At 37.4% G+C, this 16,092-nt stretch carries 10 protein-coding genes and 1 pseudogene; 4 read left to right on the top strand and 7 right to left on the bottom strand.

The genetic code is table 11. The features are described 5' to 3' along the window. Positions 1–243: 243 nt before the first annotated feature. Positions 244–480: a hypothetical protein gene (locus BTN98_RS14885; RefSeq protein WP_060998870.1), complete on the top strand. Its 237-nt coding sequence runs from the start codon at positions 244–246 to the stop codon at positions 478–480. Positions 481–736: 256 nt separating this feature from the next. Beyond that, on the top strand, positions 737–2,050 hold the full coding sequence (locus tag BTN98_RS14880) for an anaerobic C4-dicarboxylate transporter family protein (RefSeq protein ID WP_060998872.1): 1,314 nt from the start codon (positions 737–739) through the stop codon (positions 2,048–2,050). 126 nt (positions 2,051–2,176) lie between these two features. Here the strand turns inward: BTN98_RS14880 and BTN98_RS14875 are convergent, their stop codons facing one another. Next, a complete protein-coding gene (locus BTN98_RS14875; RefSeq protein WP_197432883.1) occupies positions 2,177–3,892 on the bottom strand; it encodes an amidohydrolase in 1,716 nt (571 codons plus the stop codon). A gap of 693 nt (positions 3,893–4,585) precedes the next feature. Between BTN98_RS14875 and BTN98_RS14870 the strand changes: the two genes are divergently transcribed. Then, on the top strand, positions 4,586–6,244 hold the full coding sequence (locus BTN98_RS14870) for a M60 family metallopeptidase (RefSeq protein WP_060998876.1): 1,659 nt from the start codon (positions 4,586–4,588) through the stop codon (positions 6,242–6,244). Between the two features lie 96 nt (positions 6,245–6,340). Here BTN98_RS14870 and BTN98_RS14865 read toward each other — a convergent pair whose 3' ends face one another. The 6 genes from BTN98_RS14865 to BTN98_RS14840 all read right to left on the bottom strand — a co-directional run bounded on the left by BTN98_RS14865 (position 6,341) and on the right by BTN98_RS14840 (position 15,238). Then, positions 6,341–7,279 (bottom strand): YeiH family protein, encoded by a 939-nt coding sequence (locus BTN98_RS14865; protein ID WP_060998877.1) that lies wholly within the window; start codon positions 7,277–7,279, stop codon positions 6,341–6,343. Positions 7,280–7,407: 128 nt separating this feature from the next. Then, entirely contained in the window at positions 7,408–7,734 is a 327-nt protein-coding gene (locus BTN98_RS14860) for a YdbL family probable chaperone protein (RefSeq protein ID WP_060998879.1), read from the bottom strand. A gap of 33 nt (positions 7,735–7,767) precedes the next feature. Beyond that, entirely contained in the window at positions 7,768–7,929 is a 162-nt protein-coding gene (locus BTN98_RS14855) for a YnbE family lipoprotein (RefSeq protein ID WP_231730705.1), read from the bottom strand. Positions 7,930–8,003: 74 nt separating this feature from the next. After that, positions 8,004–11,477 (bottom strand): intermembrane phospholipid transport protein YdbH family protein, encoded by a 3,474-nt coding sequence (locus BTN98_RS14850; RefSeq protein WP_060998884.1) that lies wholly within the window; start codon positions 11,475–11,477, stop codon positions 8,004–8,006. Between the two features lie 146 nt (positions 11,478–11,623). Further along, complete coding sequence (locus BTN98_RS14845; protein WP_146107030.1) at positions 11,624–12,430, bottom strand: DUF4344 domain-containing metallopeptidase; 807 nt, start codon at positions 12,428–12,430, stop codon at positions 11,624–11,626. A 132-nt stretch (positions 12,431–12,562) separates the two neighbouring features. Further along, complete coding sequence (locus tag BTN98_RS14840; RefSeq protein ID WP_105030028.1) at positions 12,563–15,238, bottom strand: bifunctional acetate--CoA ligase family protein/GNAT family N-acetyltransferase; 2,676 nt, start codon at positions 15,236–15,238, stop codon at positions 12,563–12,565. Between the two features lie 244 nt (positions 15,239–15,482). On the opposite strand from BTN98_RS14840, the pseudogene BTN98_RS20690 reads away from it, so the two are divergent. Further along, a pseudogene (locus tag BTN98_RS20690) lies at positions 15,483–16,069 on the top strand (EAL domain-containing protein); the annotation flags it as partial. Positions 16,070–16,092: the final 23 nt, after the last annotated feature.

Genomic DNA, 16,092 nt, shown 5'->3' with positions numbered 1-16,092 from the left:
TAGAGTGTATTGTAGCTAAAAACGGCAAAATATTGACATGATAATTACGCATTTATGATTAACTGAACGTTTTTTAAACAAGCGCGTTATGCTAAATGAGAATACGTTATATTGCGTTAATAATTGTTAGCGTCATATCGTTATATAGCTTTTTACTCTTTCATAGAGGTAAACAGTCTTTTTTAAACCCCGATCATTGGTTAACATATTAATAACAACTCATGTTTGATATGGATGATAATTATGAAAGCGTGGTTACTCAGAGTTAATGATCGTCAACGACGCATCATTGCGACAGTGATAGCAATGTCATTGGTTGGAGTGTCATTAGTGACTACAGGAATCACTAGTGCATTATGTGATTTAAGCGCCTTTGCTATTTTAGCTGTTGTATTGTGGTTGAATACGAGTGAACAGCGATTAAAAAAAAAACATTATGAAGTGTTAGCGGCTTCTAAAAAAGTCGTCATTGAGCCGTAATATAATCTATTCCCATTGGGGCAGAAGTAAGTCATATTGGAATAACCAGCCAAAAGGAACACATTGTTATTACAATTAGCGCGACACAATGAAACATAAATATAATCAGTTGTTTATATTGTTTTTTTTATTGATATATATTTTAATAAATTGTGATTGGGTGCTAATTATTGCTTCTATATAAACTTTATTATCAGCACGAATTTTTACTGAATATAACTCAGTAATATAAGCGCTGTTATTAGGGAGTATAGATGTGTTTATTGTAGAATTTTTGATTGTACTAGTGTGTATATTAGTTGGTGCTCGAATTGGTGGTATCGGTTTGGGTGTGATGGGTGGTATCGGTCTTGCTATTTTAAGCTTTATTTTTGGTTTGCAACCAACCAGCCCACCAATTGATGTAATGTTAATGATCATGGCAGTTGTAGCAGCAGCAGCAGCAATGCAAGCGGCTGGTGGTCTTGAATACCTAATTAAAATTGCTTCAAACATTCTTCGTAAAAATCCTCGTCATATTACCTTTATTGCACCGTTAGTGACCTACATGTTTACTTTTTTAGCTGGTACAGGTCATGTTGCTTACTCTGTGTTACCTGTTATTGCAGAAGTTAGCCGCCGTAGTGGTATTCGTCCTGAGCGTCCACTGGGCATGGCTGTTATTGCCTCTCAGTTTGCGATTGTAGCAAGTCCTATTGCTGCTGCTGTTGTCGCACTTGTTGCATTTCTTGAACCACAAGGTATTACACTAGCTGATGTATTAATGGTGACTATCCCTGGTACATTCTGTGGTTTAGCACTTGCATGTGTTGTGGTAAATAAAATCGGTAAAGATCTGAAAGATGATCCAGAATACCAGCGTCGCATGCAAGATCCTGCTTTCCGTCAGGAAATGGAACAAGAAATTAAAGTTGAAGAGATCGTTATTAAGCCAGAAGCAAAGAAAGCGGTTGGTTTATTCTTATTTGGCGCATTAGCGGTTGTTATCATGGGCGCATTTCCAGCACTGCGTCCTAACTTCAATGGATCAGCAATGGGTATGGCACACACGATCGAGATCGTGATGCTAGCGATTGCCGCATTGATCATTTTGATCTGTAAGCCAGATGGTAATGCGATCACTCAGGGATCTGTTTTCCATGCTGGTATGCGTGCGATTGTTGCGATCTTTGGTATCGCATGGCTAGGTGATACGTTTATTGCTGGCCACAGTGAAATGGTAAAAGACGCGGTATCTGGTTTAGTTGAAGTGGCGCCATGGACATTTGCATTTGCATTATTTGCGCTATCAGTAATGGTAAACAGCCAAGGTGCAACAACAGCAGTACTTGTACCTGTAGGTATCACATTAGGCTTACCACCAGAAGTTATTATTGCAACTTTCGTGGCTGTTAACGGTTACTTCTTTATTCCTAACTATGGCCCAATCATCGCTTCGATTGATTTTGATCGTACAGGTACAACGAAGATCGGTAGTTACATCTTTAACCATAGCTTTATGATCCCTGGTTTATTAAGCATGGTTTTCAGTATTGTGTTTGGCTTCATTTTTGCTGGATTTGTTCTTTAAATCAGGCACTGAGATAAAACAGTAACAAATAACTGTTAATAATCTGATTAATAAATATAAAACCTCTATTGCTTTCAATAAACATTGGAAGAATAGAGGTTTTTTTGATTACGAAAAACGGTATATTTATTGATTTAAGTAAATAGTCTTGCCTTCTTTGATGGTTTCGACAATCTTAATATCTTTGATTTTTGTGGGCTCAATGGTGAGAGGGTTATTATCCAAAATAACCATATCCGCAAGTTTACCTACTTCAAGTGAGCCTTTGTTCATCTCTTCGTTATATTGTTCTGCGGCCCAAATGGTCATTGCTTTTAAGCCTTCAAGTGGTGTGACTTGCTGTGTTTCACCGATAACTTGATTGCTTCGTGATAACCGATTTACAGCAGATGAAAGCATCATCATTTGATCTAAAGGTGCAACAACAAAATCAGTATGATTGGTTGGGTGAAGGCCGATATCAATAGCATCTCGCATTGGACTTATATAGTCAGTCTGTTTTTTGCCACGATTTTTAAGATGAGCGTCTGCAAAATAGTAAGTATGTAGGGTATAGAAAGAAGGGCGGATCTTATATTGTTTAAATTTACTCAATTGATCTTTACGCGCAAATTGCGCATGGATCATCGTAATGTCACGATCTTTGGTCAGATCATCCTTGGCTACTGATTGGTGTGCTTCAAAAAATGCATCAATCGCACCATCACCGTTAGCATGTAAATTTAAAGGCACATTTAAGTCATAGACTTTTTTTACCATTTTATTAATTGTGTCTTGTGGAAAGGTCAATTCACCCATCCAATTTTTTTCTCCTGCAGGGCCTCCTGCTAAATATGGGGTTGTAAATCGTGCTGTTCGCCCTTGAGGTGAACCATCAACGGTAACTTTAACGCCACCAACTTTAAGACGATTGTTATATTGCAACCATTTATCAACAGGGTACTTAGCTAAAATTGCATCTACATCGGTAATAAAGGGATAAACGATAATATCAATAATATTGGCGTTAGCATCAGATGCACGTTTAATAGTTTCAAATTGATTTAAATGGGTAGCGCCTTCATGAGCGGTGGTAATACCATTTTGAGCATACAATTTTTGGCCTGCTTTAGTGGCTTTAATTTCCTCTTCTGGCGACATCACTTCAGCTTGAGCAAGAACAGGAAGATACGCTGTTTCCATGATTAACCCAAATGGCTCATTGGTGCCTTCTTTACGTACGATAACGCCACCAGCAGGTGTTTCAGTTTGATCACTATAACCATATTTTTTTAAAGCAAGACTGTTCATAACCGTACCATGCATAGAGACATGATCGATACGCACAGGGTTATCAGGAAAAACTTTATCGATATCGTCACGATTGAGTAAGCGACCATTTGGCATCACAGTATCATCATAACCATAAGCAATAATCAATTCGCCCTTAGGGATCTTATGCTCGTCAGCATATTGCTTAATTGTTGCAAGAATACTATCAACATCTTTACCTGTTCCTGATGGTGGGGCATAGACTTGTGCCTGATTAGCAACCTGTAATGAGTTGAAATAATGGCTATGAGCATCAATAAAGCCGGGTAATAAACTTTTACCTTCTAAGTCGATGAGCTTAGTTTGCTGTGATGTAAATGTGTTGTTAATCGTACTGGTATCACCTACTGCAATGATTTTTCCATCTTTAATAGCGATAGCTTGCACAGAGGGTTGAGCATCGTTCATAGTAATAATATTACCACCACTATAAATAGTATCAGCACTCACCGCTGGTTCTTTTGCATGACAATTCATCGCTAATAATGACGAGATTAAAGCTGACATCAGTTTCAATTGTGGAGTTTTCATTGGTTACATCCATGTTAATGAAATTTAATAAAACCACTGGCATGTATGTTTATGGTGGTTAATGTTTGAATTTCATGAATTATATGTGAATTTAACTGTTTTGAGAAAGCAATAATAACACTAATAATGAAAAAATTGTGATGTGAGTGATGCGAGGATACAAAAAAGTCAGACGCTACATCTGGCTTAAAAGTGTGTTATCAATTCAACGTTTATTTATTAAAGAAATAATTCAATATACGTTAATGAAGCGCCACAAAGTGATACCGCGATATACAAATATAACGTTAATGATAGACGTATGTGGGCTAATTTAGATAAAGATAAAATAACCGTAAAAATTAACCGTTCTCGTTTAATAATGCTAATTTCTCCTTATAAGTTGACTCGAAGGGAAATTGAATATCAACTAATTACAGTTATCATCGGGAAGGCTAATGGTGAATTAGAGAATGTTGTGTATGCGAAGTGAGTCGTTAAAGAACTATTGATATATTTAGATTTTATTTTTGTGAGGATGATCTGGTAAATAAAGTTTAAAAGTCATTGTTTGATAAATGTTTTTTAGAAAAATATAAACACATATTAAGATGCAAACCTTTACGTCTTCTTAACTTAAGGCGTAAAGGTTTTTTGTTATTAATATTTTCAACGTCAAACATCTATCAGTGTCAGCATAAGAAAAGGAATAATATGAGCACTCATCGACATAGCATACTGCGTTATTTACCCATTATTTATATAGTTGCTATTCCATTGAGTAGTAAGGCTGTGGCTTCTATATCGACATATTCAGTTAATGAAGAAGTTAGTGACACGGTAGACGTTCCTACTACATTGTCAATTAACGCATTAACAAATGAGATGGCGAATAGATTACGCCCTAATAGAGGTTTAACGCATCTTATTCACACCTCAATTTATGTTAAAGCTGGGGATTATTTACGTTTAAGTCCTGCGGGATCGAATAATGTCTCTGTTTGTATTAATCAGTTACATCAAAAGAAATTATGTGAGCAAACTGCAGTCTTTAATAAAACAACAGAGACTTATGTACAAGCAACGGTAGATGGTGAAGTTTATATTGATAACCGATTACATACCGATGAACCATCAGTGGTCGTGACGCTAGCGGGTGGTCATAAAATGCCAGTTTTCACATTAAACGAGCATACCAATAGTGATTTCTTATCAATGCTTGATGAGGCAATGGTACCTAATATTCATTTAGTGTCGAATAATATGGTTATCACCGGGCCGATTGAGAAATTTAAACGTTATGGAGTGAGCGATCCGACACAATTAATGCAAGGGTGGGATAACATTATCACATCGGGGCAACAGCATTATGGTTTTTCAACTGCTTTATCCTCACGTCATCAGCCCATGTCTCATAAATTATTATTTTTAGATGTCGGTCGTGATGGATCGGGTTTGATGCATGCGACTCGATACCATTTAGGTACGGGAACTGATTATGCGTTTGATCGTGTTGTTAAAACAACGAAATTATTAACTGATGACGGTTGGGGGCCTTGGCATGAATATGGACATACATTGCAACCACGTTATATTCAATTTAGTGGTATGGGCGAAGTGACGACCAATATCACGTCGCAAAAAATACGCCAACAGTTTGGTTATGATAGTCGTATTGTTGCTAATTGGAATAAGAGCATTTTCCCTTATTTGGATCTACCATCAGCAGAGAAAGACTTTTTTAGTCAGCAATTAAAAGCATTTGATAAATTTGGACTATTTTGGCAATTGGATCTCACATTTGGTCCACGGTTTTATCAACGGATGAGTATCATCATGCGTAATAGTTATCATGATTTACCACCTAATCATGATGCGATATCTGGCGATCAACGTGTACAAGTGTTTATTCAAAAAGCAAGTTTAGCGACAGGCTATGATTTGCGAGAGTATTTTAACCATTGGGGTATTCCGGTTACAGATGAAACTGACTTGGTTCTTAATCAACACTCGACATTATTGCCATCAACGGGTATGTGGGAAAACAGTGATTTATCTATAAGCAAACAAGATCATGAGTTTGGTGATGATGTTGCGATCCAATATTTACCGCAAACGAAACAGATCCAATTGGATTATGATTATTTTCGCTCTTGGTTACCAGAGCATAAGATCACGGTATATGCCAATGATCGTTATTTAGGTAAGGTTGAAAATCATCAGAGTGATGAATTTGAACTGAAGTTAGATCAAGATACCGCAATGGTTAATATTTTAATTAACAAAAAGGTACGTAAAGGACGAGAGATCAAAGTAGTCTTTGAATCTCCATTAACAAAAGCGGTGACTTATCGATATCGTGCTAGTGAATAGTTACATAATAATGTAACAAGAATTATGATTTAAAAAACAGAAGGGATCATCGGCTTAGCCTTGATCCCTTCTGTATTATGAGTATTTACTATTGTGTTATAAAAATAATTCAATATACGTTAATGAAGCAGCACCAATGGCTAGCCAAAGTACAACACCTAATAATAATGGTTTATGTCCAGCATTACGTAATTTACTCACTGTAATACCTGAACCAATCAAGAATAGACACACTACTAATAAACGCTTTGATGCATCAAAAATTAGCATATAGGTGGAGTGAAATTGTGGTACGAAATGAGCCACTAAAATAGCAAGGCAATAAAAGACAATGAAATAAGGAATACTAATTTTCTTACTGTCGCCTTTAAACATTAACGCACTGCCAAACGCGACAGGAATAATCCATAGTGCTCGAGCAAGCTTTAGTGTGGTTGCGGTTTTTAATGCTTCATCGCCATATGATCCCGCAGCACCAACAACCGATGAAGTATCATGGATTGCAATCGCAGCCCAAGTACCAAACGCATGTTGGCTCATCTCAAGTAAATGACCAATAGCAGGGAAAAGGAATAGCGCAGCAGCATTAAGTACAAATACCGTTGCTAAAGCCAATGATGTTTGATCATCACGAGCATTAATGGCTGGCGATACTGCGGCAATGGCACTACCACCACAAATAGCCGTACCAGCTGCAATTAAATGACCCGTTTTTTTATCAAGTTTTAGAAAATGGGTTGCGAGCCAGCCTAAAAACAACGTAAAGAAGATCGAAGATACAATCAGTCCGAGCCCTTGACGACTTGCTTCAATCGCTTCATTTAAATTAATCCCAAAACCTAAACCAATAATTGAGTATGACAAAAGTTTTTTTGTTAAGGCTGCAAGATTAAATTGTGTTGGTACTAAACCAAAACTGGCTAAAGTAAAACCAAGTATTAATGCAATTGGTGAACTAATAAAAGGTGCTAAACATATCACTGCGGTAAGGATAAATACAAAATCTATGGGTTTAATCTTATGATTTAATGTCATATTTATGGTTAATGTCAATGTGTGGAAGAGATTTTAAATTATACGCATGTCATTCTATTTAGTTTAGTTAAATATTTTTAAACGAGGGTTAAGAGTTACTTAATATATGGCTACTATCTGTAAGGTTATTATTTTTTTCGCCAAGTGCCATCACTGTCTTGATAGTAATTTCCTCGCTGGGTTTTTTCGACTGCTTTAAAATAAGCTCGCTGTTTTACATCAATGAGAGATAAATCATGAGACTGACTAATTGTATTATAGGTATTTTGACGATGGTTATTAACCGTTTTTATTAATTGAGAAACATCAGCACGATGGTTTGCATTAACTATAGCAATAAAACCATTATTAGCCTCGCCAACCAGTCCTTGCTGCTTCGCTTGCTGTAAATTAAGTGCCAAAGCCGAATGTGAAAACAAAGCCATCAAACAACAGCTAAAGATGATTGGTTTCATGATGGATTACCTTACTAAAAGAAAAGTGTAAAATTAAAATGTTTCTTTATTATCAAAAAGTTGTTCTATTTCTTTGTCTACTTTTATTTTAATTTCGTGCTCAATCTTAACGTTAAGATTAACCTCAATAGGTTTATCCGATGTAGCAACTTGTATTGTTGGTGTACAGCCATTGAGTAATAGCAGTGTAATCATGAGTGCTATGCCATAGATCGTAGATAGGAGCGATGTTTTTTGCAAACTATTCATGGTGATAACCTTTTACATAATTAGTACTGATTAAAATGGTTACTGATTTTTTGTTCGATATCAGAAGCATTGATCATGTTAATTGTTTTAATGAGTTCTAGAATATTATCTTCAACCGCTAAGTTGATATTGATAGGGCGACCATACTGAAAATCAGGGTTATAGCCTTTAAAATGGGCTTGAGTGTCTAACACACCATCTCTAGCGTAGTTAACTTTAATGGCGAGAGTACGATAATGATAATTTTTAAGGATCTCACTCACCATTAACGGACTATGGTGGCCAGCAGCTTTGACTTTATTATCAATAATAGAGTCATCTAGATAACGTAATACTCCACCAGGGTGGCGAGATTGAAGTACGCCGCCATGGATCTCAGGTTTACCATCAATAAATGAGATTGGAATTGTGCCATCAAGGATCCCTGTGAACTCGATGCCATCATGATCAATAACATCGGTTATTTTTTCAATGTTGAGTCCAAATACTGTAATAGGGATTGTACTTAAATGACGACCGTTAGTACGGTGGATACCATGTGCGCTGATACTGCCGCCAAATAAATTGGTTGAAATTCGATGTAACGTATATTGATCTGCTTGAGTGTCAAAATCGATAATTAAACTTGGTTTTGTTAACAATACGCCAAGGTTAAGTTGTTGAGCAAATAAAGCCATTGGACGTAGACTACGAATCCCCTCAGGTGAAAAAGCAGTATACAGGCTGCTATTAAGTTGAGTTACTTTAATGCCACGATAATGACCAGAAAGGTGGTTGGTAGCGATGTTAGCCGTGCCTGTTAATCGATTATTACGATCAATAACAAACGATGCGCTGGTGGTGATACTGCCGTCTGTAATATCAATCGGTAACGATAATGCCGGAAAGTAATAGTTCTTTAAGCTATGTTTTTGAGTAAAAAAGACCGTTCGATGGTGTAGTTTTACTGTGGTTTTTTTAGCAATTAAATCTGCATTAACATCAACTTGCGCTAATATATCATCATAAGGATTGGCTAAGGTGGTGTTAATGTTAAGCGCATTATCAGCTAACAGAAAATGGCCATGAAGATTCGTTGGCGGTAGCACTTGCTGACGGTTACGTTGAACTGCTTCCATTGTTATTTTGAAATCACTACTGAGAGTCAGTGGCTGTGATTGCATTTTTTTTGTGTTAAATAAAAACGCATGGCGTAATAAGAATTTACTGACCTTCACATTTAATTGGGTTTTATAGTCTGCAGCTTGAGATTTTTTTGTCGATTGGTAACGAGCATATAGTTGAGCACTAAATTGTGCCTGAGTATTTTTAGGCTGATAAAGTGTTAATGCGAGTCGATCATCTTGTTTTTCAAAAATACCGATTAATTGTTTTAAACTGAAATCAATATTCTTACTGCTGCTATTTGCTAAGGTTGGAATACCTGCGAAAGTCAGTTTTTTAGCTTGTAAACGCGTCTGTTGAAGTTGGGAAACTAAATAGTTATTAGCCCATGTCGCTTTTATCTTTGAATTAAATACAACGTCATCAATTTTACTGTCAATAATCGGTTGTAGGCTATTAATACTGGCACTGATATTAGCATCGATGTGACATTGTAAATTAGGGTACAAGCAGTTGAGATCATCAATAAAGAAATGTAATGCCGACTTCGTTTGGGCATTTTTAAAGCTAATGGTTTCGTTTTTATCGCTTAAAGCAACGCGGAATAATTCATTTTTATAATTGACCTTAAAGTTTATTTTACCATCACTGTTCATTTGAATATTAGCAACATGTTTGGGTTGGTTATGGTGGCGATCATGATTGCGTTGAGCATTTAAAAAAGGTGCAGCAAAGGCATATTTGTTAAGTTCAATCGCAAAAGAAGCGGGTAACTCAATGCCAACAAGGTAGTGTGCATCAACGATTTTATTATCTCTGACCATAGGTTGTGCTTTGTTAGATAAGCTGCTGACGATTTGTTTAGCATAGAAACGTAGCGGCCCATTTATTTTTGCATTCGGCACATCTTTGAGCCCTAAACGGTCGGTAAATTCTTTGGTATTTTTAAAATTGGCATTGCAGTTTAAGTATTGTGGCAACGGTTGTTGAAAAATAATCTTAGCATCACAATTAAGGCTATTACCGTCACTGCGAGTCATGATGGTATGTACACGCGCATCTGTTTTTGATAAATGATGAATATTGACCTCAAGTTGATACGGATTTGGAGCTAACGCTTTTCCTCTGACAAGAAAATGCGCTTTGGTTTTATTTTCTGCTGCGATATTTAGATCTTTTGCCTGCTGTTCTATTTTGTGGCGAGCTTGTTCTCGATGTTGACGTTGCTGCTTATGGTGGGCTTTTTCAGCCGCTGTTTTTTTTGGTGGGAGTTGGTTGTGATTGTTATCTGCTATTGGTTCATCTATTGCTGTAGAGGCTGTAGAGGCTGTAGAGGCTGTAGAGGCTGTAGAGTTAGTTGTTGTGAGTGATGCCTGCGTGAGTGGTGTCTCTAAAATTACTCTAGCATCAATTAATAAATCACCGTAAGTAAATGACTTTATTTTAAATTTATTTATAGGTAAACGGGCAAGGTTAGCGATAGTTTGTCCAAGATGAAATCCTTTGCTATCGATATCAGTACGACTAACAAATTCGGGTAGGTATTTGGGCTGCTCTAACTTGGCAGTTTTAGCGATTAACTTCATTGTCGGTAAACTGTTTTTAAGATCAAACGCTAACGATAATTTGGTAATAATTTGCTCAGGTAAAGTGTTATTAAGGGTTTCCCATTCAGGCAGCAGCGCACCAATAGTTACCGCAACAGGGGTTTGCTCGCCTTGCCACGCAATAGAAAATTGACTGTCAGTGAAGCGTAACGGGTAATGGGGCGATGGCTGGTAATGTGGAAAGAATAAATTTAATCGGCCTTTTTCAGAATGACCAGAGATCACCAAGTGCGGACTGTTGCTGATCGTAACATCAACTTGTTCAATAATTTGTGTCGCAGCGGGCTCTTTACCATCACTGTGTGCGGCAGAGGCTGTTACCTTACGAGCATGGGCATTAATGGCTAATGGGGAGGAAAAATCAACAAATTTAAATGTCGCATCAAAAAAATGAAGATATCTCAGGTAAATATCTTGTTGTTCTAGCATGGTGGTCGCGGCAGGCGAAAGTTCGATTTCATACTTTTTAGCAAAAAGACGATAACTGCCTTCATCAATAGGGTTATTAGGATCGACACTGTGGCGCAGAGAAAGGTTATGAAAAGTGACGTTGTAATCAAAAACGCGTAACGAAATCAGTTCTGCACGAATATCACCATCATAGCGTAACCCTTTCAGCCCCGTTATTGTAATGCCGTTGATACCAAGCCATATAAAACCAACAATTGGTGCAAGTAAGATCAATACCAATAACGATAAACCCAGTTTATTACGAGTGCGTAACCGTGGTGGTCGAGAGTCGGCTGGTGGTACTGGCTTCGAATTGGACGAGCAAGCTTTCACTTCGATAAGTCACCTTTTCATAAAAGAATGTTTCAATGGTAGCAATAAGTTACTCAGCCAACTTAAATATTCACCATTAGCGGTATATATGCTTTTGGTTACAAAAAATACGGGGTTATAGTTTTTAAAGTGACTAAGTATTCATTTTAGTCGTCTAAATAATAAAGCCAACCTTTGTGAGTAGTTGAAAATACATCTTGGCATGATTGCTGTTGTTGTTGTCGATGTGCAATTGAATAATTATCAAACAAACGTTGGTAGCGAGCAGGATTACTGCCATATACCAGACATAAAATACGCTGGTAACGTTGTTGATTAAGTGCGTGTTGTTGAATAAAAGGATTGTTCTTAAGGGCAGATTGATTGAATGTATCGATACTGAATAAGTGGTTTGAGTTAATCGCTATTTGATCGCCTCTATCGATATCATTAAGCAGTAAAATCGTCACAAAATTATCAACGGTATTTTCGCTATAGCCTAGTATCGGAATCGCGCGATCAAGAATATACACATGACCAATTTCATAAAGCAATGTCAGCAATAGCACATCGATTGTCGCCTGATAACGTTGTTGTTGGGTTGGGTAACGGCCACTATCTGTCACATGCTGTAAGAGTTGAGTAATATATTGGTAAGGGATCTGAATCAGCTGCTGAGTCGAATTATAATAAGGCCCTCTATTACCACCAAATACAATGTCTAAGCTCGGCGCAAAAATAAAACGGGTTTGGCTCAAGTGCTTTATTGTCGCTAGCATAGATGAATGTTGGACAATATCTTTTGCTTGTTGCTGCTGTGGCGTTGATGGGGTATTAAACACAAAATTTACTGTTGCAACTGGATCTAATGCCAAACCATAGCGCCCACCTGTGGGTTGTTCTGTTCCTGAATAACTTAGGTTAGATATTAATAGGCATGCAAGTAGACATACAGTACGCATATTTATATTCACGCGATCACCTCGTTACTACTATAGATGTATCATAGTTGATAATTATAGCGGATGAGATGGAATGTAACGCTGCAAAACAATAAAAAGGCACTATTAATAACTATCAATAGTGCACTGCGTGTTGTTTTATATTTAATGGTGATTGAGTACTAATAACATTTCAACCACACCATCAGCGAGCTGAACATCAATACTAAAGCCCATCTTTTGTGCCAAGGTGATCATGCCGCGATTGGTTGGCATTGTCATACCTGTTAGCCTTGCTAAGCCTTGCTGGTGGGCATAATCAATAAGTTTGCTCATTAAAATTCCCCCTAAGCCACAACCTTTCATATCTGAGCGAACTAAAATGGCAAATTCAGCCTCTGTATTGTCGGCATCTGATAAAGCACGAGCAACGCCAATAATCATGTCTTGATAGACAGCGACAAATGCCATTTCACGGTCATAGTCTATCTGGGTAAACTTTGCTAAGGCTTCATGATTTAACTCGCCGACATCCGAGAAGAAGCGTTTATAAAGATCTTCTTCAGAAACTTGATTAATAAATGCTTTATGGGCAGGTTCATCTTCAGGCAGGATCGGGCGTAGCAAAATCTGCTTACCATCTTTTAGCTGGCATGGTTGTTCATACTCTTTTGGGTAAGGACGAATAGCGAGCCGTTGTTGAATATCACCATCAAACGCTGCAATGTCCATCGAGGCATCAATGATCGTGAGTTCGTCACCTGAGACCAGCAGAGGATGAATATCAAATGCACGAATTTCAGGGCAATCAATGATCATTTGCGAAATAGTGACTAATAAACGGCTCAGTGCAGGAATAGATATTTGCTCTAGGCTACTACGTTGTTTGATTTTATGATGTTTAATAGCATTGATTACCATATAACGGGCTAAGGCCATATTTAATGGTGGCAATGCGACCACAGCATCACGTTCAATATTCCAATGAATGTTTTCTTCACCAAGTATGATCACAGGACCAAAGACAGGATCATTACGAATACCAATGCGTAATTCTTGAGCACCAGAACGATCAGCCATGCGTTGAATTAATAAGCCATCAATACGTGCGCTAGGATAGTGTAATGCAACTCGAGATAAAATAGCATCAGCAGCATTAGCGACTTCATTAGCATCACGTAGGTACAGCACCACGCCATGAATTTCAGATTTATGCCGAATATCGGCTGAACGTAATTTTACAGCCACAGGATAACCGATTTGTTCTGCAATATGTACAGCTTCTGCTGCATCAGAAGCGATCCAAGTTGGTAGCGTCGTAAAACCATAGCTCGTAAGTAAAGGCCGTATTTCATGGGTTTCAAGGTGATGAATATTTTGTTGAAGTAAGCGTTGTATCTCATTGCGTACATAGTGGAGATCAGCGCTAATTTCGCCAATAGAGACAGGCGTTTCCATTAATTGACGTTGGTTACGGCGGTACTCAACTAAATGCATGAATGCTGAAATAGCACTTTCTGGAGTACGGTAGGTTGGTAAGCGTGCTTGAGTAAAGATAGAGCGTGCTTTAGCAGCTTCATTTTCACCAGACCAATTTGTCAGTACGTTTACTCGCTGGCTACGAGGGTGCTGGTGAAGAGTCTCTGTGATGACTTGAGCGGTATCAGTACTATTGGCTACCGCAGAAGGGCTGTGCATGATAAGCAGTGCGTCAAAGTCATCGCTATCAAGTAAAATTGTCAGTACTTGTTGATAACGGTCGGTATTAGCATCACCCATAATATCAATTGGATTAGCCTGAGACCAATAAGCAGGTAATACAGCGGATAATCGTTGAATGGTTTCTGCACTGAGTGTTGCTAGTTTTCCACCGCGATCGGAGAGTGCATCCACCGCCATGATTGCAGGGCCGCCTCCATTGGTTAGAATAACCAGTCTTTCTCCTCGTAAGGGAACTGAATGGGCCAGTGTTTCAACGGCGGCAAATAAGTCATGGGTAGTATGCACTCGTAACATACCTGATCGACGAATTGCAGCATCATAAACTTCATCAAGGCCACCTTCTCCCATTGTGTGTAATAACGCTGCTGCTCGTCCAGCCATTGTTCGACCACTTTTTAAAACCAGAATACGGCGATTACGCGCTGCGGCTCGAGCTGCTGACATAAACTGTCGTGCATCGTTAATGCTATCTATATAAAGTAAGATAGCGTCTGTTTTTGTATCCTGGCTTAGAAAATCAAGTAACTCTGCAAAATTAATATCACACGCATCGCCTAAAGAGATAAAAGTCGAGAAACCGATCTGTTTATTTTGCGCCCAATCTAAAATAGTGGTGCACACAGCAGCTGATTGTGAAATGAACGCGATATTGCCTTTATTGGCGGCTATAGGAGACACTGACGCATTAAGGTTAAGCCAAGGAAGAATAATTCCCATGCTATTGGGTCCGATAATCCGCATATTATAGCGCTTGGCATTAATCAATATTTGCTGGTGGTAATTGATGGCGTTACTGTTACTTGAGGCTGACATCATAGTGGCTGCAATAATGATGACTGCTTTTACGCCTTTTTCTCCGAGTTGGGTAATAATATCAGGATTAAACTCAGCCCGTGTACAAAGAATCGCAATATCAGGCGTTATCGGCATTGCATCTATATTACGATAAGCAAGAATGCCAGCAACAGCAGCATATTTAGGTGTTACAGGAATGATAGGGCCATTAAAGCAGCCAGATAACAGATTGCGAACAACGATATAACCAATGCGTTGTGAATTATTTGATGCGCCAATGACTGCAATGCTAGTAGGTTTTAGAAGCGCCGCTATTTTACTCATAAATTTCACCCTTAATCGTCGTTGTTATACTTTATCTCTAAATAGTAGAAGGGCATCTTTTTTGTAATAAGAATGTGATCTAAATGAAAATTAAACAACGCAAAATATATCTTTTGGGTATTATTATTCCAATGGAAAATACAACTGTGATTTAAAGAATATTATTCAAGTTAGTTATTGATAATGTTAAATGTATGTGTCTTAATATGGTGCGTTATGTTGAGTTTTTAGGTGAAAGATAAAAATGAATAATGATTTATATTTTAAGTATCAGCCAAGGTATTACAATGGCGAAATATCCTCTTATGAAGCATTATTAAGAAGTGATATTAATAATTTTAATGTTGAAAAATTTGTATATTTAATAGAAAATTCTGCTACTTTTGATTTAAATATTATTGGTAAAGTACTTCAAGATAGAAAATCTTTACACATTTGTGATGATGTATCGATATCATTAAATATATCAATAGCGAGTTTGCTTGATGATGTCTTTATTCGTAAATGTTTAAATATTTTTGAACATGAAAAAAATATTACTTTAGAATTGACAAATCATGATCAAACGGATGATTTTGATGGTATACAAAAATCTATATTATTGCTTAAAGAGCAAGGTGTAAATTTTGCTTTAGATGATTATGGTAAAGGATATTTAAATACAGATATTTTTTTATACCTCGATGTCGATTATATAAACTAGATAGGCGTTTGATCAGAAATATTGAGAATAACTATATAAGCTATTCAATTTTAAAATCAAAATATGACCATATCGTTAATGTTTTAGACAAAGTGGTGATTCTTGAAGGTATAGAAACATTTGAACAATTTAACTTAGTTAAAGAGTTCGG

The organism is Photobacterium aquimaris, from assembly GCF_002954455.1.
In the GTDB taxonomy this organism is placed as follows: Bacteria; Pseudomonadota; Gammaproteobacteria; order Enterobacterales; family Vibrionaceae; genus Photobacterium; species Photobacterium aquimaris.
The sequence above is the reverse complement of the archived record's forward strand: the minus strand, read 5'-3'. Positions and strand labels throughout refer to the sequence as shown.

Coding starts and splice junctions, on each gene's coding strand:
- BTN98_RS14885 (WP_060998870.1), top strand. CDS start 244: ATGAAAGCGTGGTTACTCAGAGTTAATGATCGTCAACGACGCATCATT.
- BTN98_RS14875 (WP_197432883.1), bottom strand. CDS start 3,892: ATGAAAACTCCACAATTGAAACTGATGTCAGCTTTAATCTCGTCATTA.
- BTN98_RS14870 (WP_060998876.1), top strand. CDS start 4,586: ATGAGCACTCATCGACATAGCATACTGCGTTATTTACCCATTATTTAT.
- BTN98_RS14865 (WP_060998877.1), bottom strand. CDS start 7,279: ATGACATTAAATCATAAGATTAAACCCATAGATTTTGTATTTATCCTT.
- BTN98_RS14860 (WP_060998879.1), bottom strand. CDS start 7,734: ATGAAACCAATCATCTTTAGCTGTTGTTTGATGGCTTTGTTTTCACAT.
- BTN98_RS14855 (WP_231730705.1), bottom strand. CDS start 7,929: ATGATTACACTGCTATTACTCAATGGCTGTACACCAACAATACAAGTT.
- BTN98_RS14840 (WP_105030028.1), bottom strand. CDS start 15,238: ATGAGTAAAATAGCGGCGCTTCTAAAACCTACTAGCATTGCAGTCATT.